This window comes from Aquirufa sp. ROCK2-A2 (assembly GCF_054558485.1).
Genome location: NZ_JBPXKA010000003.1, coordinates 208,169 through 233,553, shown reverse-complemented (window position 1 = coordinate 233,553; position 25,385 = coordinate 208,169). Strand labels below are relative to the sequence as shown.

The following is a 25,385-nucleotide window of genomic DNA, read 5'->3' as shown; positions in this document are numbered from 1 at the left end:
CAAATGGGTCAAATTATCGACGGAAAAATGGTGGCTGAATCAATGAAATCAGCTATTGCAGGAGAAGTAAAAGAATTATTGGAAGCAGGGAAAAGAGCACCTCATTTGGTGGCCATATTAGTTGGTAATAATGGCGCTTCTGAAACTTATGTGGCCAATAAAGTAAAATCTTGTGAAGAATTAGGTTTTGCTTCTACCCTTTTGCGTTTTCCACCTTCGATAACTGAAGAAGAACTTTTACAGGCTGTTCAAGAGGTCAATCAAAATCCAGAAATGGATGGTCTAATTGTCCAATTGCCATTACCTGCGCACATTAACCCAGATAAAGTGATGGAAACCATTCTTCCTTCCAAGGATGTCGATGGATTTCATCCAATCAATATAGGCCGAATGGCTAAAGGTTTACCTGCGTTTATTTCGGCAACTCCTCAAGGTGTCTTGGATTTATTAGCTTATTATCAAATTGAAACCTCAGGAAAACATTGTGTGGTAGTAGGTAGAAGTCAAATTGTAGGTTTACCCATGTCTATTTTGATGCAACGAAATCATCCTGTAGGAAATTGCACGGTAACTTTAACACATTCGAAGACAAAAAATCTGGAAGAAATTTGTCAACAAGCGGATATTATCATTGCTGCCTTAGGTAAACCTGAATTCATCAAAGCTTCCCATATTAAAGAAGGAGCTGTTATTATTGATGTTGGTTTAACCCGAGTAGAAGACCCATCTAAAAAATCTGGTTTTGCCTTAAAAGGTGATGTAGACTTCAACGATGTTATCGATAAATGTTCTTACATTACTCCTGTGCCTAAGGGAGTTGGGCCCATGACGATTGTTTCTTTGATGAAGAATACTTTGTTGTCAGCGAAAGGGAAAATCTATTAATGAGGTAAGTGTATAACTTAAGATGTAAGAGGTTTTATCCGGGAAATACTACTTCTTAATTCATATGGTTCTAAAATACCGATGAAATACACCCAATGGCAACTTTCGCCCTTTTAAATCTTCTAAATATAATTCGCCGGATTCCGCATCGTTGGGTACATCAAAAATACTATTCATCAGATTTTCTATCACTAGAGTTGAGAATCCCATGGAATATAAATTGGATAGGATTAAATGTTCTTCTGGATCTAATATTTCTTTGACGGATTTTAATAAATCATCAATTTGTTCTTCTAAAATCCATTTTTCGCCTTCTGGACCTCTGCCATAAGCCGGAGGATCTAATAAAATACCTTGGTAGAAATTTCCTCTACGGGCTTCTCTTTTGACAAATTTTAAGGCATCTTCTGCCATCCAACGTATGCCATCTAACTTAGAAACCTCCATGTTTTCCCTGGCCCATGAAAGAACGGGTTTAATCGAGTCGACATGCGTAACCTCCGCTCCCATTTGTTTACAAGCTAAACTTGCTCCTCCTGTATAGGCAAATAAATTCAAAAATTTTGGCTTAGGTTTTTTAAATAATGGGATTTTTTGAGCCAAAAATTCCCAATTAGCAGCTTGTTCAGGAAATATTCCAACATGCTTGAAAGATGATAAGGAAATTTTGAACAATAAGTTTAACTGCTCCGATGTATATGGCATAAACCATTTTTCTGGAACATTTGATTTTACTTCCCAAATACCTTTTTCAGAACTGCCTTTTTCTTTTCTAAAATACGCATCCAATCGTTTGACCCATTCATCCTCAGACAAGGACTTTGACCAAACTGCTTGAGGTTCAGGTCTTCTTACGACAAAATCTCCAAACTTCTCTAGTTTTTCAAATCCTCCTGTATCAATTAATTGATAATTATTTTTCCAATATTGAGGACTCTCGATTGCGATTGATTGATGCTTTTCCAAACTACGGTTTTAACTGAATTTTATTTAAATAATAAACGGACCTTTTTCCTTCTTGTTCATTGCTAATGCTCTGATAACCATGAGCTAAGAAGAAATTATCGTACCAAAAATTTAGATCATTTTTAGCTGATCTTCTGATTTTATCCCCTTCATTTTCGGTCTCTATATCTTGCACTTGTTCACTTTCTACAAGGCCTTTTTCTCTGATAGTTTTTGAAATGATCTGATTATTTTTAGCATAGGATAAAATAATTTGATCATTATTCACAGAGGTTTTGATCTTTTGGGTCAATTTTCCCTCTTTGATATCATTCAAATCAATGCAATGATCCCACATCAAATTGCCACTGTGATCAAATTCAGCCACAATGGCATGGGTATATATCCAACCATCAAATTGTTGTTGATTGCCATAATAGTTATAGCCTCTGTATCCCCAAGGACTATAATAATTAGAAAAAGGAGAATAAAGTCCATAATTTCCATAACCCCATCGATATGGATTGTAAATGGAACTCCATGGTGAATAAAACCCACTATTTAAAGGGCTAAAACCCCCATACATTCCACCATAGGGATTAAAGCTGTTATATTTATAATCTGGATAAAAAGCTTCCGCAACCACAATGTAGTTTTTCCCGTTTTTAATGATTTCATGCATTAATAAGCGGTAATCTAAACGTAAATCCTCCCCTTTTTGCTCTTTATCTTTAATCTTCTTTTCTTGTCTCTCTTTTTGTTTTTGAGAAAGGAAATTGAAAAAGTTATTGAATTTGGTAAAACTGTAAAATTTCGAGTTAATCAACTCTCCGTCCATAAACGAATTGAAATACATCCCTTGTGAACTTGGGCCTTTGGATGAGCCTATCGTATTTTTATGACCATAGGTACCCACCACAACTTGCAATGAATCATTGATCTGATTGACTTTAGCATTCATAATCGCAAATTCATCACTTGGATTCATGATAATTTGACCAATTAAATTGCCATCTTCATCAAATGATTTGATAAGCAATTGATAGTTTTTGGCTTTATTTCCAATGGTATAGGTGATATTTATTTGTTGTTGAACCGTATCTAAATCCATGGATTGAATCTCAGCTTGACCTTTTACAACCGATGGTAAGATTTTGGTTTGTTTGGCTCTCAAATTGGTAAATAAAATCAGCGGTTGACTATCAACGATTCCAGCGATGAAGATTGATTGATTTAAAACTTTGAAATTGGAAATTTCCATTCGTCCAACGGAATAAATTTGGTATTTATCCATTTTACCTGTGGACACATTTATTTTGAATACTAAATAAGAGTTGCTTTTGAAGCGACTAAACAATAAGCTAACAAATTCGCCATCAAAGCTATGTGTAACAAAATCTAAACTGTTTTCTACCGTACCATTCTTCGTCCATTTTTGTTCCAAATTGGTTGAAAATGAACGAACATTGAATTCCGATTTACTTAATTGGGTTAATACAATTACACCTTTATTTCCACATGGAATGGTAAATGACTCTAAATTATCAGAAGGTATTTCTAAGCGAGTAGCTACCTGAGCAAAAGTGATTTGAGAAATACTTATTAGAGCAATGATAATAGAAAGGCAGATTGATTTCATAATTTTAAAATTATTCGGTTAAACTTAAAATAATATCAAATTCTGGTTTATCTACGGGAGTTACTGAAAGTCTTGATTGCTTAATTAATGCCAGATTACTTAATCTTTCATCGCTTTTCATCTGTTTTAAAGTAACCGTTTTATCAAATTTCTTAATTGGAATTAATTCCACGACCACCCAACGTTCATCTTCTGTGGTTGGATCTTGATAAAATTCTTTACTGACTTCTGCTAATCCAATTACTTCCATTCCCTCATTGGAATGATAAAAAAATACCCAATCGCCCTTTTTCATGGCCTTCATATTATTTCTAGCCTGGTAATTTCGGACTCCATCCCAAACCGATTTCCCTTCTTTAACGAAATTATCCCAAGAATATTTGAAGGGTTCCGATTTAACTAACCAATAATTCATATGTATTAAGGGAATTTAGGAAATTTGGAAAAATCGGGTTTTCTTTTTTCTAAAAATGCGTTTTTACCTTCTTTGGCTTCTTCCGACAAATAATACAACAAAGTGGCATTTCCTGCCAATTCTTGAATTCCTGCTTGTCCATCTAATTCGGCATTAAAGGCAGATTTTAACATTCTTAAAGCGATTGGACTTTTCTCTAGAATTTTTTCACACCATGCCACGGTTGTCGATTCTAATTCATCTAATGGCACAACTTTGTTGACTAATCCCATATCCAAGGCCTCTTGCGCATTGTATTGATCGCATAATAACCAAATTTCTCTCGCTTTTTTCTGTCCAACCACACGTGCTAAATACGAAGCTCCAAATCCTCCGTCGAATGAACCAACGTTTGGACCTGTTTGACCAAATTTAGCGTTATCTGCCGCAATCGATAAATCACAAATAACATGTAAAACATGTCCTCCTCCAATGGCCCAACCTGCTACCATGGCAACAACCGGCTTAGGAATTGAACGAATTTGTTTTTGAAAATCTAACACGTTTAATCTAGGAACCATATCTTTTCCTACATAACCACCTTCGCCACGAACACTCTGATCTCCACCTGAGCAAAAGGCTTTACCGCCTTCTCCCGTTAAAATGATCACTCCAATGGTGGTATCTTGACGAGCAATTTCCATTGCTTCTGACATTTCTTGTACCGTTAGTGGCGTGAAAGCATTGTGTTTATGTGGTCTATTGATCGAAATTTTAGCTATTCCATTGTATTGTTGAAATAGAATTTCTTGATATTCTTTAATGGGTTTCCAAGGAAATTGTGAAATCATATTGTGTAGTATTAATTTTCTTCGTTGTATGTAACATCCCAAGTATGGTCTGCTAAAAGTGTTGCTTTGGCTAAAAAACGACTGTATTTAAACGATCTACCCCATTCTTCCGGGGCAACTAAAGATAATAAATCTGTGCCATCTTCTTTCTCATAAACATAATAAGTTTCATTGATGATCGGCTCAAATCCCATGGCGGCATCATAAATTCTTTCTGAAATTTCTTTTCTTTCTGAAATTAATTTAGCCTGCTTGGCGAGAATCTCCATTTGTTCATACAATTGATTCATTTGCCGATCAGTTTGTTGGCGCATGGCTAACACAGCCCGACCTTTCGTTTTACCCATATCTTCCGGTTTAATGACAGCCGAACCAGATGTATGCGCATAGGGCAATAATCCTGGGTTTTCAGCAACTTTATCTGGATTAATTGGATTTAAAAAAGGGTCTTTAGACATAAATCAATGGAATAATTATTGGATCATTCCTTTATTAACCCACGAAATTAGAGAATGTTTGGTTAATTTTGGAATGAATCAATGAATTATGCTAGTATTTTCTCCAAGTTCGAATTCTTTTCCGATTGCCGAATCTCATTTTCAGCAAGAAGTCTTCGATTTTTGTCGTTCTTGGAATGCTGGACAACACACATTTTCCTTTCAAACTTCAGGCTCGACTGGTACTCCCAAAAAGATCCTTATTGATCGTGAAAAAATGATTTATTCGGCACAATTAACCTCAAATTGGTTGAAATTAGAGCCTAACGATGTGGCTTTATTATGCCTTCCTATACAATATATAGCTGGTGCCATGACCTTGGTAAGGGCTTTGGTCCTTGATTTACAAATAATTCTCGTAGATCCTCAAGAAAACCTTTCTGATTCTTTAAAAGCCTTGACTTTCAAAATTGATTTGGCATCATTTGTTCCCAATCAATGGGCCAAATTGATCGAAGATAAAATGACACTAAATAGAGTTTTTGAATCTTGCAAAGGTGTTTTATTAGGTGGGGCTCCCTTGGATGTACAATTGGAGAAAAAATCTGCTGAATTATTATTTCCTATTTTTCATACCTATGCAATGACGGAAACAGTTTCGCACATTGCTTACCGACAAATTAAAGCATCCAATTGGGAAACTATTTATTCCGTTTTACCTGACATTGATATCGATAGGAATGTTCAAAATTGCTTGAAAATTAAGTCTTATTTAACTGGTAATCAGTGGATTGAAACCAATGATATCGTTGAAATGATAAATTCTTCATCCTTTCGTTTGTTGGGAAGAAATGATTTTGTCATTAATTCGGCAGGTTTTAAAATCTTTCCTCCAAAAGTGGAAAGAGCTTGTCAGGAATTTTTCGAGCAATATAATCGTATGGTGCAACTTTTTGTGTTTGGCATGAAAGATGCAGTGTATGGACAAAAAATGGTGATATTTAGTAATTGTGACCTTGAGGCCAAGTATTTTGATGAATTAAAAGTCTTTTTACTCAGCCAATTAGATAAAAAGGAATTGCCCAAAGAATGGATCTATGTACCTGAATTTCAATTTACTTCCAATGGTAAAATTGATCCAATTAAAACCGTAAATTTGTATTTAAACCATTCAAATAATGTCAATAAATAAATTTCCAGAATCATTTCAGTTATTTTATGAAAGTCCAAATGACGTACCTGCTCCCTACCATTTGGAGGCAGTTTTTTCATTTGCTGATTTTGGTACGAATAATTCAACCGTAGAAATTTCCATTCAGTACTTAGATCGTGAAGATTTCACCAAGGAAGAATTGTTAGAAGAGGGTTTAATGCCAGAACATAATTGGACTTGGAAAGGGCCATTATCCGAAGCATGGAAAGAGCGATTAAGTTTAAATTTTTCCAAGTACAAATCTGGCTCTTGTAATCCGAAAGATTCAGAACCTTTTATCACTTTAGAATTAGAACATAATAATACCGCTGTTCCGAGATTCCTAGAAATGGAAGAAAATCTAATACAGGAATTTATGCAGGCTATTTTCGAAAAAGCAGAAAAAGAATTGCCTTTGTATTTAGGATTTCAATTCAAAAAAGAAAATGGCGATTGGACACGAATAGAAGGAATTTTGTCCTTTTCAAATTTGAATTTCCATTACAAAGATTCATTTTTGGATCAAGAATTATTTATCACAGATTGGGATAAAATTCAAGATTTAATGAACCTGGTTTATATTGCCGATTTCCAAATTGAAAAAGCAAAAGAAGAATTTAAAAATACACAATCCCTTGCTGTTTACCCTGGAGATGGTTTTTGGTATGTTGCAGGTGATTCATTAAGAAAACCTTCAGGAAATAATCGATATTTTGATAACTTGGAGAATAAATTACAAGATCTATTTAATTAACAATACAAATGGAAGAATTATCAATTCAATTGGAAGATCAAATCAAAGAAACAATCCTTTTACAAAGGAAATCTGTTTTAAGGCTAAAAAAATCAACAACCGCCGAACGAATTCAAAAATTGAAACTTCTGAAGCAGTATATTTTATCACACAAAGATGAAATATGTTCTGCCATGTACAATGATTTCAAAAAACCCGCTTCGGAGGTGATTTTAGCCGAATTGATGGGAATTAATCGAGAAATAGATCATACCATTTCAAATTTATCATCTTGGATGAAACCTCAATCGGTTTCAACCCCTCTGATATTATTAGGAACAAAAGGACATATTCAATACGAGTCTAAAGGACTTTGCTTGATTATTTCTCCATGGAATTACCCTTTGAATTTGGCTATTTGTCCTTTAATCCAAGCTATCGCTGCTGGAAATGCAGTTATTCTGAAGCCTTCTGAATTGACACCCCATACATCATCGTTCATTCAAAAAATGATTAGTGTTTTGTATGATAAAAGCGAAGTAGCTGTTTTTGAAGGAGATGCCAATGTTTCTACTTTTTTATTGGAACAAAAATTTGATCATATATTTTTTACAGGTAGTCCTGCTATTGGTAAGTTAGTCATGAAAGCTGCTTCCCAATTCTTAACGAGTGTAACTTTAGAATTAGGCGGAAAATCACCCGGAATTATTGGCAGTGAAGTTGATTCATTGGCAAGTGCTCGAAAAATTGCTTGGGGCAAGTTTTTGAACAATGGTCAAACCTGCATAGCGCCAGATTATTTATTTGTTCATGAAAAAGTCTATTTTTCTTTTTTAGAAAATTTAGAACAATCAGTTAATGAATTTTATAATCCAGAAGGAAAAGGAATTGAAAAATCTCCCGATTTTGCTAGAATAGTCAATAAAAGACATTTTGATCGAATCAGTCGACTATTGGAAGATGCGCTCGAAAAAGGAGCTAAAGTGCTTTTTGGTGGAGAATTAAATGAAGCAGATTGTTACATCTCTCCAACGGTGCTTACCAATTGTACCTTCGACATGCAAATCATGAAAGAGGAAATATTTGGGCCTATTTTGCCAGTGATTTCTTTCAAGCAAAACGAAGAAATTATTGATTATTTACAGCAAGAGGAAAAGCCTTTAGCTTTGTACGTTTTCTCCAATGATCGAGAATTTTCTGACTATATTTTACAAAATACGAGTTCTGGAAGTAGCGTAATCAACGATTGCTTAATTCAATTTGGTCATTCTGGTTTGCCTTTCGGTGGAGTTAACCACTCTGGAATTGGTAAATCAGGGGGGCATTTTGGTTTTATTGAATTTTCCAATCAAAAAGCGGTCTTGGTTCAAAAAACAAATATGTTAAAAATGTTATATCCGCCTTACTCAATCAAAGTACGTTGGATCATAGATTTTATCTTAAAATGGTTTTAAAACGGATATTAACCACTTTTCTTTTCATTAATTTACCGTATTTTCTTTTTTCTCAAAGTTACTTTCCGATTTTGGAGCAAAATCCAAGTAGCTTGAAATGGAGGAAAATACAGATTACTAATACCCCCTATACCCTCGTTTTTAATCAAAATTCGGATTCTTTGGCTCAAATTACGGCCAATTATATTCACCAAAATTATTTGGACATTGGTAAAGGATTGCATGTTTCCAACATGCGTTCTTGGCCTATTATTATCCAAAATCAAGGATTAGTTTCCAATGGATTTGTATCATTGAATGCCCCCAGGATAGAGTTTTATTCAACAAAACCCCAAAATAGCTCCTTGCTTTCCATCAATAATTGGCAGGAATTGTTGACATCCCACGAACTGAGACATGTTTATCAGAATGAGATGTCAAGAAAAGGATTAGGCAAGTTGAGTAGCTGGTTATTTGGTAATTCGTTACTTTCTGCCGCATCCACTTTATACATTCCTAATTGGTTATTCGAAGGTGATGCCGTTGAAACGGAGACTCGGTTAAATCCGACAGGAAGAAGCAAAATTCCCCAATTTTATATGCCTTTATACGCATATTTGAATGAATACGGGGTTCCCTCCTATGCAAAATTGATGGCCAAATCTTATCGGGAGCTGGTTCCTAATCATTACGTTTTTGGCCAAGCATTGAGCCAATCTTTTATTAGGCAATTCGGTCAAGAATCCATCGGTCAGTTGTGGACAAATACTTTTTCAAAAATGAAACTTTTTTCGTTTTCGAATTCAGTCAAAAAATTATCGGGTAAAAAAATCGATGATTATAGTTTTGAATTATTTTCTAAATTGAAAGATTCTGCAAGTGCTTTTGCTAAAAGGTCTGCGGATTCTATACATATACGAACTCCCAAAATTAAAAATGGATTTACCCAATATGATTTTCCGCAATGGATTGATCATGAAACTTTTATCTCTTTAAAAACAGGCTTAGGCGAAATTCCTCAAATCGTAAAAATGACGAAAAATAAGGAAGTTAAATTAGTCAATTTAGGCCCCAAAGTGGATGATGGAATGTTATCGGCCAATAAGGATTGGGTGGTGTTTTCTGAATTACAATTTCATCCCCGCTGGGCTCAAAAACAAGGATCGCGAATTGTCTTTTATGATTTAAAAAAAGAACAGAAAAGTTATTGGGATATTGGGCTGAAATGGATGAGTCCTTCCATAAGTTCAGATTCAAAATATTTGTCCTTGCTTCAACAAAATGCAAATGGAAGTTCAGAGATTATCATTTTTGATTTTAATACGCAAGAAATCATTAATTCCTATCCGCTTGGATTGAACACCATGGCTATTCAACCTAGAATATCCGATCATCAACAATTGGTTTTTATCGAATTGAAGGAAAATCGAAAAAAAATAATCGTGTGGGATTGGAAGAACAATGCCGTATCTGCGGAGCTAAATTTAGGTCAAAACAATGGCGCATATCCTTATTTAAAAGATAACAAGGTGTTTTTTAATCTTCCACAAAACGGTGTGGATCAATTAGCTTACTGGGATATTCGAACCCAAAAAATAAATCAATTAACAAATTCTATTTGGGGTGCTTATCACGCTAGTCCAGATGAAAGTGGACAAAATATTTTGTATTCAAATTATACCGCCAAAGGTTTGCAGGTGGTAGAAAAGAAAATGGATAGTTTAACTTCTTTTCAACTTGAAACTCCAAAGCTTGAGGTTGAAAAAAGTCAGAAGGAAATGCTGACCTATTCGAGCACTCAATTTCGTCAATTGTTCAATTTTTATAATTGGGGGCCGCTTGCTATGAACCAAAATAATTCTTTGGACATTTCCATCTCTTCTAAAAATGTGTTGAATACGTTTCAATTCGGTGCGGGACTTTTATACAATGCGAACGAAAGAAGTTGGGGGCAATTTTTGAAATTTTCTGTTCAAAAATGGTATCCCGTTTTTGATTTTTCTTTTGTGCGGACTAACCGATCAACAAGTTTATATCTTGACAAAAATTTACCTTTGGATAGTTTGAGGACAGATAATTGGAAGCAAAATAAATTAGATTTTGGCATCCGTTTGCCTTTTAATTTGACACATTCGGCTTATCAAGAGAATCTGACGCTCATTCAAAATTATTCTTTCATGAATGTGGAAGGTTATCAATTGCCAGCTCGTTACACCACAGAAGCATTTGACGGGACGTATTTTTCTACTATCCATCAAATAAATTATTACAAATTATTAGGTAAATCAGCTTTGGATGTTCAAAGTCGAAAAGGATATTCCATGAGTTTGTATTGGCAATCGATGCCTAAAGCACAATCCATAAAAGCAGAATTGTGGGCAATTCAAGCACGTATATATTTACCGGGTATGGGTCCACATGACGGTCTTTCATTCCGATATTCGTATCAGCAACAAATGAAAGGCAATTATTACTATGCGAGTCCCATCCAAATACCTCGAGGGGATGTCTACCGTAATTATGAGCAATACCATGTGTATTCCATTGATTATAAATTTCCGATTGCTAATTCGGATTTAAATTTGGGTAAATGGGCGTATTTTAAACGATTCAAGGGAAATGTGTTTTTTGATCAAGGCTTTGGCAGCAATTATTCAAACGCTCAAAAATCCCAAGTGAATTTCCAATCTTTCGGTGTAGATTTGTCTTCTCAAATTAGTTTTATGCGTTTTTCTCAAACGGTTGAATTAGGAGTGAGATGTTTGTACAAGCCTCAAACACAAAATGTTGAGGTGTATCCTTTGATCATGGAAATCGGTTTTTAGTGAAAAAGACAGTACTTTTTTTTCTTGTTGTGTCAATTCTATTTTCTTGTGAAACCACACCTGAAAAGAAAGGCGATATTATTCCTCCTTCCAAGATTATTCAAAATCCCATCAATTCCCTTAAAACCCTTAAATATTTAACAGGTTTATTGGAAGAAAATGAGAGTTCCAATTTATATTATTTAAGAGCAAAAACGTATTTGGAATTACACGAATATTTGAAAGCCGATTTGGATATCAATAAGGCGATCAAAGGAAATTCCGAAGATCAAGATTATTTATATTTAAAAGCCCTGATTTGCTTTCATTTAGAACGTTTCGATGAATCGTTGGAATATGCCAAATTGATTTCGAACTCGGATTTTGATCCAGTTGCCTTGAATGAATTATTGACCCAAATTTATTTGTCTAAAAATGATTTACGAAATGCCAATTATTTTTTGGCCAAATTGGATGGCATCAATGGAGGGTTTAAAGATTCACTTTCAAATGTTGTCATTCACCGACTTGTAAAAGCGGAGAATTTTCCTTTGGGGATGGATTTAGATAAAATTCCAAAAATCCAACAGCAAGATCCAATCGTAATAAGAGCATATTTTACTCATTTTCAGCCCAATAGGTCCAATTTTGCTTACCAGGATAAACTCTTAACGTGTTTGAAATTATATCCATCGGATCCACATTTGATGCGTTTTTGGGCTAGATTTTTAACATCTTTAAAACAGGTAAATCGAGCTGAAAAGGTTTATTTGCAAGTAGAAAAGTTATTTCTTACCCATTCAATGATTGATTACGAAATAGGAGATTTTTATTTTAAGGCTCGAAATTATCCGAAAGCTTTGACTTATTTTTCCCAGATATCGGCTAAGGAGTCTACTTATCCTAAATCTTTAGCTATGCGTTCGGTTTGTATGCTGTATGCTGGGAAAAAAATGGAAAGTTATGCATTAATGGATTCGGTTAAAAAGTTTTACGCGGCGGATTTAGACGCTCAACAATTGATGCACAAATATGGGCAATATGGTGTTAAAGAAGTTTCTAGTCCCGTAGATTCAATTCCATCGCCGGAGATTCAAAAATAACTCGATTACATATAAATTGCATCAATATTTTGTACCTTTGCACAAATTTTTAAGTAATGATCAAAATCACTTTTCCAGACGGTCAAATCCGTAATTATCAAATAGGCACAAGCCCTATGGATATCGCTTTACAGATCTCAGAAGGTTTAGCCAGAAATGTTTTAGCTGCCAAATTAAATGGTCAAGTTGTGGATGCTTCCACTCCTATTGATCAAGATGCTGATTTGCAATTACTTACATGGAATGATACAGAAGGGAAAAAAACTTTTTGGCATTCATCTGCTCACTTAATGGCAGAAGCGATTGAGGAATTGTTTCCAGGAACCAAATTTGGAATTGGACCTTCCATTGAACATGGTTTTTATTATGATATCGATTTAGGTGAACAAGAATTTGGTTCTGATCAATTTAAATTGATTGAGGATAAAATGACTGAATTGGCTAAGCAAAAGAACGAATATTTGCGCAAATCGGTTTCCAAATCAGACGCCATCGCTTATTTTGAGGAAAAAGGTGATGAATACAAATTGGAATTATTAGAAGGTTTGGACGATGGTTCGATTACTTTTTATACCCAAGGTAATTTTACGGATTTATGTCGTGGACCACATATTCCCCAAACTGGTTTTATCAAATCAGTTAAATTATTGAGCGTTGCGGGAGCCTATTGGAGGGGCGACGAGAAGCGTAAGCAAATGACTCGTATTTACGCCATTACATTCCCGAAAGCGAAAGAATTAGAAGAATATTTGTTTCTTTTAGAAGAAGCCAAAAGAAGAGATCATCGAAAATTGGGAAAAGAACTAGAGCTTTTCGCTTTTTCAGAAAAAGTTGGCTTAGGTTTGCCTTTGTGGTTGCCGAAAGGAACTTTATTGAGAGAAAGATTGGAGAATTTTTTACGTCGTGCTCAAGTTCGTGCCGGCTACTCTCCTGTCATTACTCCTCATATTGCCAGTAAAGAATTATATGTTACTTCTGGCCATTATGCCAAATATGGTAAAGATTCATTTCAACCCATCCATACTCCGGATGAAGGGGAAGAGTTTTTCTTAAAACCTATGAATTGCCCTCACCACTGTGAGATTTACAAAACGAAACCGCGTTCTTACAAAGATTTGCCACTTCGTTTAGCAGAATTTGGTACCGTTTACCGTTATGAGCAATCAGGTGAATTACATGGTTTAACTCGTGTAAGAGGATTTACACAAGATGATGCGCATATTTTTTGCCGCCCAGATCAAGTGGAAAGCGAATTTATGAAAGTAATTGATTTGGTTCTTTATGTTTTCAAGGCTTTAGGTTTTAGCGAATATTCTGCTCAAATTTCACTGAGAGACAAAGAAAATCGAGATAAATACATTGGACGTGATGAAGATTGGGACAAAGCGGAAGCTTCCATCATTCGTTCTGCTGAAGCGAAAGGTTTGCCAACGGTTGTTGAATATGGCGAAGCTGCATTTTATGGTCCAAAGTTGGATTTCATGGTGCGTGATGCTTTGGGCAGAAAATGGCAATTAGGAACCATTCAAGTCGATTATCAATTACCTCAACGTTTTGAATTAGAATATACGGGTTCTGATAATCAAAAACATCGTCCAGTCATGATTCACCGGGCACCATTTGGTTCATTGGAGCGATTTGTGGCTATTTTAATTGAAAATACGGCAGGGAATTTCCCTTTATGGTTATCGCCTGATCAATTGGCAGTTTTGCCTATTTCAGAGAAATATGAAGATTATGCGAATGAGATTTATTTGCGTCTTCAAGAAAAAGATTTGAGAGGATATGTCGATCATCGAGATGAAAAAATTGGTCGCAAAATCCGAGATGCAGAAGTGAATAAAGTTCCTTTCATGATTATTGTTGGAGAAAAAGAACAAGCAGAAGGATTAGTGAGTATACGTAAAAAAGGACAAGGCGATTTAGGCTCGATGTCAATTGATGCCTTCATAGCTGTTGCACAAGAAGAAATTCAGCAATTAACCTATGAATCCTTTAATAAATAAAGATTATCAACTTGTTGTTAGTCATAAGTTTGCAAATCCGTTAAATTTGATTTAGCTTTCGAATTAATTATAACATTAAACTAAATTTTTTCTATGGCTTTACGCCCGAATAATAATTACAGAGGAAACAAAAGAGAAGAAGAGCCTTATCGTATTAATCAATTAATACGTGGGGTTGCTGAAGTGAGATTAGTAGGAGAAAATGTGGAACAAGGTGTTTTTGAGTTCTCAAAAGCCATCGCCATTGCCGAATCTCAAGGTTTAGATTTAGTGGAGATATCCCCCAATGCTGCCCCTCCTGTTTGTAAAGTGATTGATTATGCTAAGTTCAAGTATGATCAAAAGAAAAAACAAAAGGAAATCAAAGCAAATGCAACAAAGACGGTTATTAAAGAAATTCGTTTTGGCCCTAATACCGATGAACATGATTTTAACTTTAAGTTAAAACATGCTGTCAATTTCTTAAAAGAAGGTGCAAAAGTGAAAGCCTATGTGCATTTTGTGGGTAGAACCATTGTTTTCAAAGAAAGAGGTGAAATGTTATTATTGAATTTTGCCAAAGGATTAGAAGATGTGGGTAAGCCAGATGATATGCCTAAGTTAGAAGGTAAGAGAATGAGTATCATTTTCTCTCCAAAGGCATTGAAGAAATAATTTCGTATTTTTTATTTAATTCATATGGAATTCAAGGTATTTTATGTACTTTTGCGTTCCAATTTTACATTTAATTTTTACTAGAATGCCAAAAATTAAAACAAACTCTGGAGCGAAAAAACGTTTCAAAGTAACAGGAACAGGCAAAATCAAGCGTAAACACGCTTTTCATAGCCATATCCTAACAAAAAAAACAACTAAACAAAAGCGTAATTTAGTTCACGCAACTTTAGTTTCTCCTTCTGATATGGACCGCGTAAATTTATTATTAGGTCTTTAATTATCAGTTAAGTTATTGTTCAACCAGAAGTAGGGCAAAAAAAGTTTTCGAAAGAAACGCCTCATTTCAAAAAACAAAAATCGTATGCCACGTAGTGTCAACCATGTAGCTTCAAGAGCTAGAAGAAAAAAAATCTTAAAATTAGCCAAAGGCTTTTATGGTCGCGGGAAAAATGTTTGGACCGTTGCCAAAAACAAAGTAGAGAAAGGTTTGCAATATGCATACCGTGATCGTAAAGTAAAGAAAAGAGATTTTCGCGGATTGTGGATCCAACGTATTAACGCTGCTGCACGCCAAGAAGGTTTATCTTACTCAGCTTTTATGGGTAAATTCAACAAGTCAGGAATGACGTTAAATCGTAAGGTTTTAGCCGACTTAGCGATGAATCATCCAGAAGCTTTCAAAGCAGTTTTGAAAAAATTGAGTTAATATCTCTGAAAGTCCCGAATTAATTTCGGGACTTTTTTTTTATACCTATCTTTGCCTAATAATTCATTGAGGCTTTGAAATTCCCCCTTTATTTCGATTATGCTGCAACAACTCCTGTACATCCTGATGTATTGGAAGCGTTGTTGCCTTATTTAAAGGAGAATTTCGGTAATTCTGGGTCATCACACCATCTCTATGGCTGGAAAGCGTCAGAAGCAATCGATGAGGCTAGAAAAATCATTGCTTCATACTTTGGCCTCACTCCTTCTTCCTTGATTTTTACTTCGGGTGCTACTGAATCAACCAATTTAGCTATTCAAGGATTTTTAGACAACAGTGAAAAAGGTCATTTGATCACTTCTAAGATTGAACACAAGGCCGTTTTGGATGTATTTCATAGGTATGAACAATTGGGTTGGGAAGTTACTTATCTAGATCCTGATCCAAATGGTGAAATTCCTGTAGCCAATATTCAATCTTTCATACGTCCTAATACTCGTCTCATTTCATTGATGTGGGTAAATAATGAAATTGGAACTGTATTAGATATAGAGGCTGTCGCTAAACTTAGTGTTGAAAACTCCATTGTTTTTCATTCTGATATGACCCAAGGCCTAGGTAAATTAGAACTTAAAACTCAATTTTTGCCTGATTTAATGTCTTTTTCAGGGCATAAAATGTATGCTCCCAAAGGAATTGGCGCACTTGTCGTTAAAAATCAGTCCATAAAATTATCTCCATTGGTTTTTGGAGGAAAACAAGAACGAGGTTTACGTCCAGGTACACTACCTACCTATTTAATCGTGGCATTCGCTAAGTCATTTCAATTAATTCCTTCTTTTTTAGCTAAACAAGCGCAATATGCGAGTTGGAGAGTACAAATTCTTGAACGACTCAAAAAGGAATTAGAGGATCGAATAGTGATTAATGCGGAAATTGCTACTTGCCTGCCTCAAATTATACACTTTTCTGTCCCTCATGTTGACTGGGAGGAATTGTTTAGGTCTTTATCTAAATTGGCATTATCCAACGGTTCTGCCTGTAATGTAAAATCCCAACTTCCTAGCCATGTGATGATGGCCCTTGGACACCATTCATCGACGGCTTTAGCGAGTATTCGATTATCTTTCGGTCTAGATACCACCCAAGATGAAATAGATTTTGCTTGTCAATATTTGGTTGAACAAATTAAACAAATGTCATAGAAGATGAAGGAATGGGTTCAAATCGTTGAGCAAATAGAGAATCATATCAACCATTCTGAAAAAATGGCTCTCGCTACCGTTATTCAAGTAGAAGGTTCTGCTTATCGTCGGGTTGGTGCACGGATGTTGGTGCTTGAAAATGGAAATTGGTTGGGAAGTATTAGTGGAGGTTGTTTGGAGGGCGATATGCTTAAAAAAGCCCAATTAGCCATGGATTCTCAAACTTATAAAATCGTCACCTATGATACTCGCGAAGAAGATCCTTTTGAATTAGGTATCGGTTTGGGTTGTAATGGAAAGATTGATATTTTGATTAACCCATTTAAGAATGAAATTCAAGCTTTTGCTCAAATTCTCAAAGAGGCTCTACACGCTGAAAAACCTAGCATCATTCAATCTAGCTGGAATTTGACTAATTCTTCCCTATCCGAAGTTTCAATTCTACCATCTCTACCTAATCCAACGGATTCCCCAAGTCTGAGGATCGAAAAGGACTTATACCAATTAACTGAAGTGATATCCCCACAACCGCGTATCTGGATTGTCGGCAATCAATTTGATTCATTGAGTCTCATTCAAATTTGTCATCAATTGGGTTGGAAAATTTTTTGGGTTGGCAATCTGAGCAAAATGAAGGCTGCAGGCAAAGCTCTTTGTGAACAGGTATTTGATTGGTCAGATGAAATACATCTATTTTCCAGTGATTTCATCGTTTTTATGACGCATGACTTTGACCGAGATGTCGAGATGATTAGTCGAATCTATGCTCAATCACCTTTTGCTTATTGGGGAATTTTAGGCCCTAAAACCCGAAAACAAAAATTACTAAAACAATTGAATGAAATGGGGGTTAAAATAGATGATCAACCTATTTCCTCTCCGATTGGACTGGATTTAGGTGCTGAAGGCCCTGAGGAAATTGCTATTTCCATTGTGTCAGAAATTTTAGCATTAAAGAATAATCGATCCGCCCAACCTTTAAAAAATCGAATTAATCCAATTCACACCGAATAAGATGAAACCAATTGACGAATTAAAAAAATCAATTCTCCCTTTACAAAATCAACTTTATCATCACCCGATCAATAGCTACATTAAAACGACTGATCAATTACAAAGATTTATGTCTTTTCACGTTTTCGTTGTTTGGGATTTTATGTCCTTGGTGAAAAAACTCCAACAAGATCTTACCAGTGTGAGTACTCCATGGAAACCAGTAGGTTCACCAAAAACGAGGTTTCTAATCAATGAAATTGTCTTAGGTGAAGAATCGGATGTGGACCAATATGGAAATATTACTAGCCATTTTGAGTTATACTTAAAAGCAATGGCTGAGGTTGGTGCCAATCCGATGAAGGAGTTGGATGAATTAGTCAATTGTCAATCATTGGACGAGGTTTTGACCTATATCCATCAATCTAGTCTTCCTCAAGGGATTCGTCAATTTTTACAATTTACTTTTCAAAGTATTCAACAAAAATCGATAGCTGAAATTGCTGCAATTTTCACCTTTGGAAGAGAAGATTTAATTCCGGGAATGTTTCAGCAAATCGTGGATAATTTACGAAAAGAAGCTCCTGAGAAAATTGAAACCTTGGTCTATTACTTAGATCGGCACATTGAAGTAGACGGTGATCATCATAGTCATTTAGCCTATGAAATGCTGGAATCTCTATGTGGCAATGATTCAGCTAAATGGGAATTAGCACAAGCAGCGGCTATTCAATCCTTGGAATTACGAATTTCTCTTTGGGATTCCATCGTTCAGGCATAAAAAAAAGGTGAGTCGATGTTTCCATCTACTCACCTTTTTTACCTTACCGAGTGAATAAATCTTATTTCACTTCTTCAAAAGCAACATCTTCTGCACCTCCATTGGAATCTGCATTTCCGTCTTGACTAGGATTCGCATCTGCACTTGGATTTTCACCTGCTGCATACATTTCTTGCGAAGCAGCTGTCCAAGCAGCATTTAATTTTTCTAAACCAGCATCAATCGAAGCTAAATCTTGAGAAGCATGTGCCGCTTTTAATTCAGTCAAAGCAGACTCAATCGCTGATTTATTACCTTCCGATAATTTTTCTCCGTATTCTTTCAATTGCTTGTCTGATTGGAAAATCAAAGCATCTGCTTGATTGATTTTTTCTACTTTTTCTTTTTCTATTTTATCTGAAGCTTCATTTGCTTTTGCTTCATTGCGCATTTTTTCAATTTCAGCATCCGTTAATCCGCTAGATGCTTCAATACGAATTTTTTGTTCTTTACCTGTTCCCTTGTCTTTTGCGGAAACGTTCAAAATACCGTTTGCATCGATATCAAATGTTACCTCAATTTGTGGTACACCACGTTGTGCTGGTGGTAAACCATCTAGGTGGAAACGGCCTAAAGAGCGGTTATCTTTTGCCATCGGTCTTTCTCCTTGCAATACATTCAATTCTACCGAAGGCTGATTGTCTGCTGCCGTTGAGAATACTTCTGATTTTCTTGTTGGGATGGTTGTATTCGACTCAATTAATTTAGTAAATACACCGCCCATGGTTTCAATACCCAAAGAAAGTGGAGTTACATCCAATAATAAGACATCTTTCACCTCACCCGTTAATACACCACCTTGAATCGCTGCTCCGATAGCAACTACCTCATCTGGATTTACACCTTTGGAAGGTTTTTTGCCAAAGAATTTTTCTACTTCTTCTTGAATACGTGGAATACGAGTCGAACCTCCTACCAAGATTACTTCATCAATATCAGAGTTGGTATAACCCGCGTTCTTCATTGCTCTTTTGCAAGGCTCTAAGGTACGTTGAATTAAACTATCCGCAATTTGCTCAAATTTTGCACGTGTCAATGATCTAACTAAGTGTTTAGGAATTCCATCAACTGGCATAATATAGGGCAAATTGATTTCCGTAGATGCTCCCGAACTTAATTCGATTTTTGCTTTTTCTGCTGCTTCTTTCAAACGTTGTAAAGCCATTGGGTCTTTACGTAAATCAATGTTTTCATCATTGATAAACTCTTGTGCTAACCAATCAATGATTACTTGATCAAAATCGTCACCACCTAGGTGCGTATCACCATCGGTTGATTTTACTTCAAAAACGCCATCTCCTAACTCTAAAATAGATACGTCAAACGTTCCACCACCTAAGTCGAAAACAGCAATTTTCATATCTTTGCCACCTTTGTCTACTCCATATGCCAAAGCAGCTGCAGTAGGTTCATTGATGATACGTTTTACTTCTAAGCCAGCGATTTGACCCGCTTCTTTCGTTGCTTGACGTTCTGCATCATTAAAATAAGCTGGAACAGTGATAACTGCTTCAGTAACTGTTTGACCCAAATAATCTTCAGCTGTTTGTTTCATCTTGGTTAAGATTTGAGCTGAGATTTCTTGTGGAGTATATAATCTGTCACCAATACGAACACGTGGAGTATCATTGTTTCCTTGTTCGATGTTGTATGAGATGGTTTTTAATTCTGAACTTACCTCTGAGTATTTTTTACCCATGAATCTTTTGACAGACGAGATGGTATTTTGTGGATTAGTTATCGCTTGTCTTTTTGCTGGATCTCCCACTTTACGTTCTCCATTCTCTAAAAATGCTACAATAGATGGAGTTGTTCTTCTACCTTCCGAGTTGGCAATAACAACTGCCTCATTTCCTTCCATTACCGCCACACAAGAGTTGGTGGTTCCTAAGTCGATTCCAATAATTTTTCCCATGATTATTTTTTTAAATTTTGCATTATTCTTACAAGGATAGTGCCAATACATTTGTCAGAATTGATTTCTGCCATATTGTCATAGGAAAAATATTTTTGACTTATTTTACTATCAAAAGTGCATATATGGTTATCTTTGTGCGTCATAAAAATGAAACAAATGTCTAATTCACAAGATTTTACTTGGGTTAATGACCCGGAGCCTCACAGAGCAAGAACAAGGGAGATTATCAAAAAATATCCAGAGGTTAAGAAGTTAATTGGAAAAAATCCTGCTACCATGATTTGGATTATAGCATGTGTGGGCCTTCAATTGGGATTGGCCTATTTCTTGAAAGATTCTTCTTGGTGGTTAATTGTCGCGGTAGCTTGGTTTGTTGGTGCATTTCCTACACATACCTTATTCGTTTGCATACATGAAACGGCCCATAATTTAGTATTTAAGAAAACCTCCTGGAATGTCTTAGCAGGTATCGTGGCTAATTTTCCTTCTTTGATGCCAACAGCTATTTCGTTCAAAAATTATCATTTAAAACACCATGCTTTCCAAGGTGTTCATGAATTGGATGCCGATTTACCAGATTATTGGGAAGCTAAATTGATCAATAATTATTTTATTGGGAAAATGGTTTGGTTGTTTTTATTTCCCTTTTTTCAAGGAATCCGTACTATTCGTTGCATTGAATTAGCCGTTTTTGACCGTTATGTGATCATGAACATTGTTGCACAATTCGCATTTGATGCTTTGGTGGTTTATTTTTGGGGATGGCCAGCATTGGCTTATATGGGATTAAGTTTCTTATTTTCGGTGGGTCTTCATCCGCTAGGTGCTAGATGGATTCAAGAGCATTTTTTAGTTTTAGATAAAAATCAAGAAACGTATAGCTATTATGGTGGATTGAATGGTATCAACATGAATGTGGGTTACCACAATGAACACCACGATATGCCTTCTATTCCTTGGAATAACCTTCCTAAATTAAAGGCAATGGCTCCTGAATTTTATGATAATTTGAAATACCACAGTTCATTCGTGAAATTATTTTTCACTTTCTTGTTTTCTCAAGAAGTCGGACTTTATTCACGAATTGCTAGAAAGGATCGTGGTGGTGTAACTTTGAAAGATGTTTCAACTCCTGATTTAGATTTATTGAAATAAGTTGTAACTCATTATACTTAAAAAAAGGCTGCTCCGTATGGGCAGCCTTTTTTATGGTAAATAAAATTATCAAATAACTGAACTTATTTACCCGTAAATTGCAGGGGGTAAGGGGACTTGGTTCCCCTAAAAAAATCTAATAAAATAAACCAGAATAAAACTTATTTTTTTAATCTACTAATTGATTAATTTCAAAACTGGCTTCAACTCCCTCATTAAATGAGGTTTTCAAAGCCGGCTTTACATTGTTGCTAATTGATTTATCTATTATCGAATACACTATCGAACGCTAAATTCATATTTTTCCATTTATTTTATTTGACAATAATCTCGCTATTTCCATTCACAGAATAAGACTTGTCGTGAATGTTAACTGTTAATTCAGGAATGGATAAATTGTTGATTTGAACACCTTCCCTATTAACAATTACTTCTAAATGATTCTCTCGGAAGTTAATCTTAAATGAATATTCATTCCATTGCTGTGGCAAAAATGGTTTGAAATGCAATTGATTATTTTGTACTGTCATTCCCCCAAATCCTTTCACAATAGACATCCACGTACCCGCCATGCTGGTAATATGACAACCATCTTCTGTATCATTGTTGTAATCATCTAAATCTAGTCTGGCTGCTCTCGTGTAGAATTCATATGATTTATCTTCTTTACCCAATTTCGCAGCTAAAATACTATGTACGCAAGGACTCAAGGAAGATTCATGTACCGTGATGGGCTCATAAAAATTATAATTTCTTTCCAATTCTTCTATCGAAAAATCATTTTCAAAGAAATACATGCCTTGCAAAACATCCGCTTGTTTGATGTAGCATGAACGTAAAATTCGATCCCAGGACCAGTTTTGATTGATCGGTCTTTCACCTTTGGCAATTGAATCCACTGGTGCTATGACTTTATCCAAAAATCCATCTTGCTGTAAGTAAATTCCCAATTTCTCATCTTTCGGAAAATACATTAAATCGATGATTTGTTGAAATTGACTTAATTCAGATTCGGCAAATTGTGTGGATTGTAATTTGGCTTGAAATTCAGATGAATAATTTTCTTGGATTTCTTGGTAAACTTCCATGGTATATTTCAAACACCAAACCGCCAAATAATTCGTGTACCAATTGTTGTTAACATTGTTTTCGTATTCGTTCGGACCTGTCACTCCCAACATCACATATTGTTGTTTGTCTTCAGACCAGTTGACTCGCTGAGCCCAAAAACGAGCAATGCCAAGCAATACCTCCCAACCATATTCCAACAAATGTTTTCGATCACCTGTGTAATCGACATAATCCTTGATGGCATAGGCAATCGCTCCATTTCGGTGAATTTCTTCAAAGGTAATTTCCCATTCGTTGTGACACTCCTCTCCGTTCATGGTGACCATCGGATAAAGCGCTGCACCGTTTTTAAAACCCAATTTACCCGCATTTTCAATCGCACGGCCCAATTGTTTCCAACGGTATATCAATAAATTTTTGGCTACTTTACTAGGTGCGGTAGAAAGGTAAAAAGGTACACAATAAGCTTCCGTGTCCCAATAGGTTGAACCACCATATTTTTCACCTGTAAATCCTTTAGGCCCAATGTTTAAGCGCTCATCTTCTCCTGTGTAGGTTTGATTCAGTTGGAAAATATTGAAACGAATGCCTTGTTGTGCAGCTACATCGCCTTTAATGACGATATCATTAATCGCCCAACGTTCTGCCCAAGCTTCCGCTTGTTCAGTTAACATCGTTGCGAAGCCTTTGGAAGAAATTTTTGCTAAATAAGCCGATAATCTAGTTTCTAATTCAGCAACTGGATGGTTTTCCGAGCTTAAATTGACTGCATACTTAACGAATGTTAAGGTTTGATTTTGCTGGATTTCAACTTCGTATTGTAAGGACGAATATTTTTCTTTGGTTTGTGTTTTAGCAAAAAATGCTTGTTTTTGATCATTAACAAAAATCTCAATTTGTTGGCCTGTGATGACATCAAATCCTGTTTTCTTGGTTTTTGACCAAACAAAAGAGCTGTTTCCTTGAGCACCCACCTTTACTTCTTCCCAAAACTTTTCATCGTAATTGGAATCTTTATTTTTGATATCTCCATCCACAAAAGCGTTTAATTCCACTTTTCCAGAAAAATTCAAAGCTGTAATCGAATATGAATAAGCACCTGATTCATCATCAGCTAAGCTATTCAAGCGAATGGATTCAATGGAAATGGATTTGCCACTGTTCAATGAAATTCGGCAGGTACGTTTGATATGACCTTCTTTCATATTCAACTCGCGGTAAAATTGCTCCACCTTAGAAGTGTTTAAATCAACAACTTCCCCATCAATCACAATTTCTAATCCTACCCAATTGGCCGCATTCAATACTTTAGCAAAATATTCAGGATAACCATTTTTCCACCAACCTACACGTGTTTTGTCAGGATAGTAAACACCTGCTACATAATTTCCTTGTAAACTTTTTCCTGTAAATGTTTCCTCAAATCCTCCTCTTTGACCCATTCGACCATTTCCCAACGAAAAAACAGATTCTGTTATTTCGTTGTAAGCTGGATGAAATTGATCTTCAATAATTTTCCACTCATCATGTTTAAGGTATTGTTTCATTATTGGTTGATAAAAATGGGTTCTACGTTAAGCTTACAAAATTATTAGAATAATATATTTAACTGATTCAGTGCTAAGCTGTTTTTTACAAATCCAGCAATTCTTTGGCATCTATGCCTAGGAAACTGGCAATAACCTTATCTGCACCTATTAAATTTTCCCTTTGACCAATTCCGATGGTCTTCATTCTGCCAGAAATGGCTGCATCTATCCCCGCTTGAGCATCCTCAAAAACCACACAATCTTCAGGCTTTAATTCCAACTCCTCCGCTCCTTTTAAAAACACTTCTGGATCTGGTTTGCTCTTGGTGACTTTATTACCATCGATAATGGCATCAAACCAATGAATTAACTGCGTTTTTTCTAAAATGATTACCGCATTTTTGCTGGCTGATCCCAAGGCAATTTTTAAACCCAATGCTTTGATTTGTTCCAAAAAATCCAAAACGCCGGGAAGAATTTCTTCCGGATTCATGTTGGAAATCAGATCTAAATAATTCTCGTTTTTTTCGATTAGCCAAGCATCTTTGTCTGATTGATTGGCTTCATGATTAGCCCACAATAAAATTTTCTCCAATGATTCAACTCGTGAAACGCCTTTTAATTGTTCATTTTGTTCCTCACTTAATTCAAAATTAAATTTCTTACCCAAGGTTTTCCATGCTTGAAAATGATAGATGGCCGTGTCCACTAATACGCCATCCAAATCGAATAAACATGCTTTATATTTCATAATGATTTAATTAAAATTCGTTTGATTCAGCAAAATTATTATTTTTACGCTTCGCAAAAAAGTAAAATACACAGTGCTAAACTGTTTATTTTGCATTTCTAACATGATTGTAAAAAAAGTAAGTCTCTTTATTAGTTTGTTCCTTTTGGGTTTACCAA

22 protein-coding genes are annotated in these 25,385 nt (G+C 35.5%); 14 read left to right on the top strand and 8 right to left on the bottom strand.

Annotated elements, in window-relative coordinates; translation table 11 throughout:
• The first annotated feature begins 3 nt into the window (after positions 1 to 3).
• On the top strand, positions 4 to 885 hold the full coding sequence (locus tag V7S76_RS06545; protein ID WP_459509260.1) for a bifunctional 5,10-methylenetetrahydrofolate dehydrogenase/5,10-methenyltetrahydrofolate cyclohydrolase: 882 nt from the start codon (positions 4 to 6) through the stop codon (positions 883 to 885).
• A gap of 60 nt (positions 886 to 945) precedes the next feature.
• Here the strand turns inward: V7S76_RS06545 and V7S76_RS06540 are convergent, their stop codons facing one another.
• The 5 genes from V7S76_RS06540 to V7S76_RS06520 are packed head-to-tail and all read right to left on the bottom strand — an operon-like array spanning position 946 to position 5,172.
• Positions 946 to 1,851: a class I SAM-dependent methyltransferase gene (locus tag V7S76_RS06540; protein WP_459509259.1), complete on the bottom strand. Its 906-nt coding sequence runs from the start codon at positions 1,849 to 1,851 to the stop codon at positions 946 to 948.
• Between the two features lies 1 nt (position 1,852).
• Positions 1,853 to 3,469 (bottom strand): hypothetical protein, encoded by a 1,617-nt coding sequence (locus tag V7S76_RS06535; protein ID WP_459509258.1) that lies wholly within the window; start codon positions 3,467 to 3,469, stop codon positions 1,853 to 1,855.
• 10 nt (positions 3,470 to 3,479) lie between these two features.
• A complete protein-coding gene (locus V7S76_RS06530) occupies positions 3,480 to 3,884 on the bottom strand; it encodes an EVE domain-containing protein (protein ID WP_459509257.1) in 405 nt (134 codons plus the stop codon).
• Between the two features lie 5 nt (positions 3,885 to 3,889).
• A complete protein-coding gene (gene menB / locus V7S76_RS06525) occupies positions 3,890 to 4,714 on the bottom strand; it encodes a 1,4-dihydroxy-2-naphthoyl-CoA synthase (RefSeq protein ID WP_459509256.1) in 825 nt (274 codons plus the stop codon).
• Positions 4,715 to 4,725: 11 nt separating this feature from the next.
• Entirely contained in the window at positions 4,726 to 5,172 is a 447-nt protein-coding gene (locus V7S76_RS06520) for a DUF2452 domain-containing protein (protein ID WP_459509255.1), read from the bottom strand.
• 88 nt (positions 5,173 to 5,260) lie between these two features.
• Here V7S76_RS06520 and V7S76_RS06515 point away from each other — a divergent pair, with 88 nt between their 5' ends.
• The 12 genes from V7S76_RS06515 to V7S76_RS06460 all read left to right on the top strand — a co-directional run bounded on the left by V7S76_RS06515 (position 5,261) and on the right by V7S76_RS06460 (position 18,764).
• Complete coding sequence (locus V7S76_RS06515; protein ID WP_459509254.1) at positions 5,261 to 6,343, top strand: AMP-binding protein; 1,083 nt, start codon at positions 5,261 to 5,263, stop codon at positions 6,341 to 6,343.
• Positions 6,330 to 7,097, top strand: a complete 768-nt coding sequence (locus tag V7S76_RS06510; protein WP_459509253.1) for a hypothetical protein — start codon at positions 6,330 to 6,332, stop codon at positions 7,095 to 7,097. The genes V7S76_RS06515 and V7S76_RS06510 overlap by 14 nt, the downstream gene beginning before the upstream one ends.
• 8 nt (positions 7,098 to 7,105) lie before the next feature.
• A complete protein-coding gene (locus V7S76_RS06505) occupies positions 7,106 to 8,530 on the top strand; it encodes an aldehyde dehydrogenase family protein (RefSeq protein WP_459509252.1) in 1,425 nt (474 codons plus the stop codon).
• Between the two features lie 92 nt (positions 8,531 to 8,622).
• Positions 8,623 to 11,334 (top strand): hypothetical protein, encoded by a 2,712-nt coding sequence (locus tag V7S76_RS06500; RefSeq protein ID WP_459509251.1) that lies wholly within the window; start codon positions 8,623 to 8,625, stop codon positions 11,332 to 11,334.
• Entirely contained in the window at positions 11,334 to 12,416 is a 1,083-nt protein-coding gene (locus V7S76_RS06495) for a tetratricopeptide repeat protein (protein WP_459509250.1), read from the top strand. Before V7S76_RS06500 ends, V7S76_RS06495 begins: the two co-directional genes overlap by 1 nt.
• 56 nt (positions 12,417 to 12,472) lie before the next feature.
• Positions 12,473 to 14,422 (top strand): threonine--tRNA ligase, encoded by a 1,950-nt coding sequence (thrS, locus tag V7S76_RS06490; protein ID WP_459509249.1) that lies wholly within the window; start codon positions 12,473 to 12,475, stop codon positions 14,420 to 14,422.
• Positions 14,423 to 14,515: 93 nt separating this feature from the next.
• On the top strand, positions 14,516 to 15,076 hold the full coding sequence (gene infC, locus V7S76_RS06485) for a translation initiation factor IF-3 (protein WP_459509248.1): 561 nt from the start codon (positions 14,516 to 14,518) through the stop codon (positions 15,074 to 15,076).
• 85 nt (positions 15,077 to 15,161) lie between these two features.
• Positions 15,162 to 15,356 (top strand): 50S ribosomal protein L35, encoded by a 195-nt coding sequence (gene rpmI / locus V7S76_RS06480; RefSeq protein WP_459488848.1) that lies wholly within the window; start codon positions 15,162 to 15,164, stop codon positions 15,354 to 15,356.
• An 84-nt stretch (positions 15,357 to 15,440) separates the two neighbouring features.
• A complete protein-coding gene (gene rplT, locus V7S76_RS06475; RefSeq protein ID WP_459509247.1) occupies positions 15,441 to 15,785 on the top strand; it encodes a 50S ribosomal protein L20 in 345 nt (114 codons plus the stop codon).
• Positions 15,786 to 15,859: 74 nt separating this feature from the next.
• Positions 15,860 to 16,990 (top strand): cysteine desulfurase family protein, encoded by a 1,131-nt coding sequence (locus V7S76_RS06470; RefSeq protein ID WP_459509246.1) that lies wholly within the window; start codon positions 15,860 to 15,862, stop codon positions 16,988 to 16,990.
• Between the two features lie 3 nt (positions 16,991 to 16,993).
• Positions 16,994 to 18,004 carry an XdhC family protein gene (locus V7S76_RS06465; RefSeq protein WP_459509245.1) on the top strand — a complete coding sequence of 337 codons (1,011 nt, stop codon included), beginning with the start codon at positions 16,994 to 16,996 and terminating at the stop codon, positions 18,002 to 18,004.
• 1 nt (position 18,005) lies between these two features.
• Complete coding sequence (locus tag V7S76_RS06460; RefSeq protein WP_459509244.1) at positions 18,006 to 18,764, top strand: DUF3050 domain-containing protein; 759 nt, start codon at positions 18,006 to 18,008, stop codon at positions 18,762 to 18,764.
• A 61-nt stretch (positions 18,765 to 18,825) separates the two neighbouring features.
• On the opposite strand, the gene dnaK is transcribed toward V7S76_RS06460, so the two are convergent.
• Entirely contained in the window at positions 18,826 to 20,718 is a 1,893-nt protein-coding gene (gene dnaK / locus V7S76_RS06455; RefSeq protein WP_459509243.1) for a molecular chaperone DnaK, read from the bottom strand.
• Positions 20,719 to 20,877: 159 nt separating this feature from the next.
• Between dnaK and V7S76_RS06450 the strand changes: the two genes are divergently transcribed.
• Positions 20,878 to 21,876, top strand: a complete 999-nt coding sequence (locus tag V7S76_RS06450; RefSeq protein ID WP_459509242.1) for a fatty acid desaturase — start codon at positions 20,878 to 20,880, stop codon at positions 21,874 to 21,876.
• 314 nt (positions 21,877 to 22,190) lie between these two features.
• Here the strand turns inward: V7S76_RS06450 and V7S76_RS06445 are convergent, their stop codons facing one another.
• Together V7S76_RS06445 and pgmB are read right to left on the bottom strand one after the other, a co-directional pair.
• A complete protein-coding gene (locus V7S76_RS06445; protein ID WP_459509241.1) occupies positions 22,191 to 24,494 on the bottom strand; it encodes a family 65 glycosyl hydrolase domain-containing protein in 2,304 nt (767 codons plus the stop codon).
• Positions 24,495 to 24,579: 85 nt separating this feature from the next.
• Positions 24,580 to 25,227, bottom strand: a complete 648-nt coding sequence (gene pgmB / locus V7S76_RS06440) for a beta-phosphoglucomutase (protein WP_459509240.1) — start codon at positions 25,225 to 25,227, stop codon at positions 24,580 to 24,582.
• Positions 25,228 to 25,385 lie beyond the last annotated feature (158 nt).

Excerpts from the sequence above, each read along its gene's own strand:
- V7S76_RS06545 (WP_459509260.1), top strand. The coding sequence starts at position 4 with ATGGGTCAAATTATCGACGGAAAAATGGTGGCTGAATCAATGAAATCA.
- V7S76_RS06535 (WP_459509258.1), bottom strand. The coding sequence starts at position 3,469 with ATGAAATCAATCTGCCTTTCTATTATCATTGCTCTAATAAGTATTTCT.
- V7S76_RS06530 (WP_459509257.1), bottom strand. The coding sequence starts at position 3,884 with ATGAATTATTGGTTAGTTAAATCGGAACCCTTCAAATATTCTTGGGAT.
- menB (WP_459509256.1), bottom strand. The coding sequence starts at position 4,714 with ATGATTTCACAATTTCCTTGGAAACCCATTAAAGAATATCAAGAAATT.
- V7S76_RS06520 (WP_459509255.1), bottom strand. The coding sequence starts at position 5,172 with ATGTCTAAAGACCCTTTTTTAAATCCAATTAATCCAGATAAAGTTGCT.
- V7S76_RS06515 (WP_459509254.1), top strand. The coding sequence starts at position 5,261 with ATGCTAGTATTTTCTCCAAGTTCGAATTCTTTTCCGATTGCCGAATCT.
- V7S76_RS06510 (WP_459509253.1), top strand. The coding sequence starts at position 6,330 with ATGTCAATAAATAAATTTCCAGAATCATTTCAGTTATTTTATGAAAGT.
- V7S76_RS06505 (WP_459509252.1), top strand. The coding sequence starts at position 7,106 with ATGGAAGAATTATCAATTCAATTGGAAGATCAAATCAAAGAAACAATC.
- thrS (WP_459509249.1), top strand. The coding sequence starts at position 12,473 with ATGATCAAAATCACTTTTCCAGACGGTCAAATCCGTAATTATCAAATA.
- infC (WP_459509248.1), top strand. The coding sequence starts at position 14,516 with ATGGCTTTACGCCCGAATAATAATTACAGAGGAAACAAAAGAGAAGAA.
- rpmI (WP_459488848.1), top strand. The coding sequence starts at position 15,162 with ATGCCAAAAATTAAAACAAACTCTGGAGCGAAAAAACGTTTCAAAGTA.
- rplT (WP_459509247.1), top strand. The coding sequence starts at position 15,441 with ATGCCACGTAGTGTCAACCATGTAGCTTCAAGAGCTAGAAGAAAAAAA.
- V7S76_RS06465 (WP_459509245.1), top strand. The coding sequence starts at position 16,994 with ATGAAGGAATGGGTTCAAATCGTTGAGCAAATAGAGAATCATATCAAC.
- V7S76_RS06460 (WP_459509244.1), top strand. The coding sequence starts at position 18,006 with ATGAAACCAATTGACGAATTAAAAAAATCAATTCTCCCTTTACAAAAT.
- dnaK (WP_459509243.1), bottom strand. The coding sequence starts at position 20,718 with ATGGGAAAAATTATTGGAATCGACTTAGGAACCACCAACTCTTGTGTG.
- V7S76_RS06450 (WP_459509242.1), top strand. The coding sequence starts at position 20,878 with ATGTCTAATTCACAAGATTTTACTTGGGTTAATGACCCGGAGCCTCAC.
- V7S76_RS06445 (WP_459509241.1), bottom strand. The coding sequence starts at position 24,494 with ATGAAACAATACCTTAAACATGATGAGTGGAAAATTATTGAAGATCAA.
- pgmB (WP_459509240.1), bottom strand. The coding sequence starts at position 25,227 with ATGAAATATAAAGCATGTTTATTCGATTTGGATGGCGTATTAGTGGAC.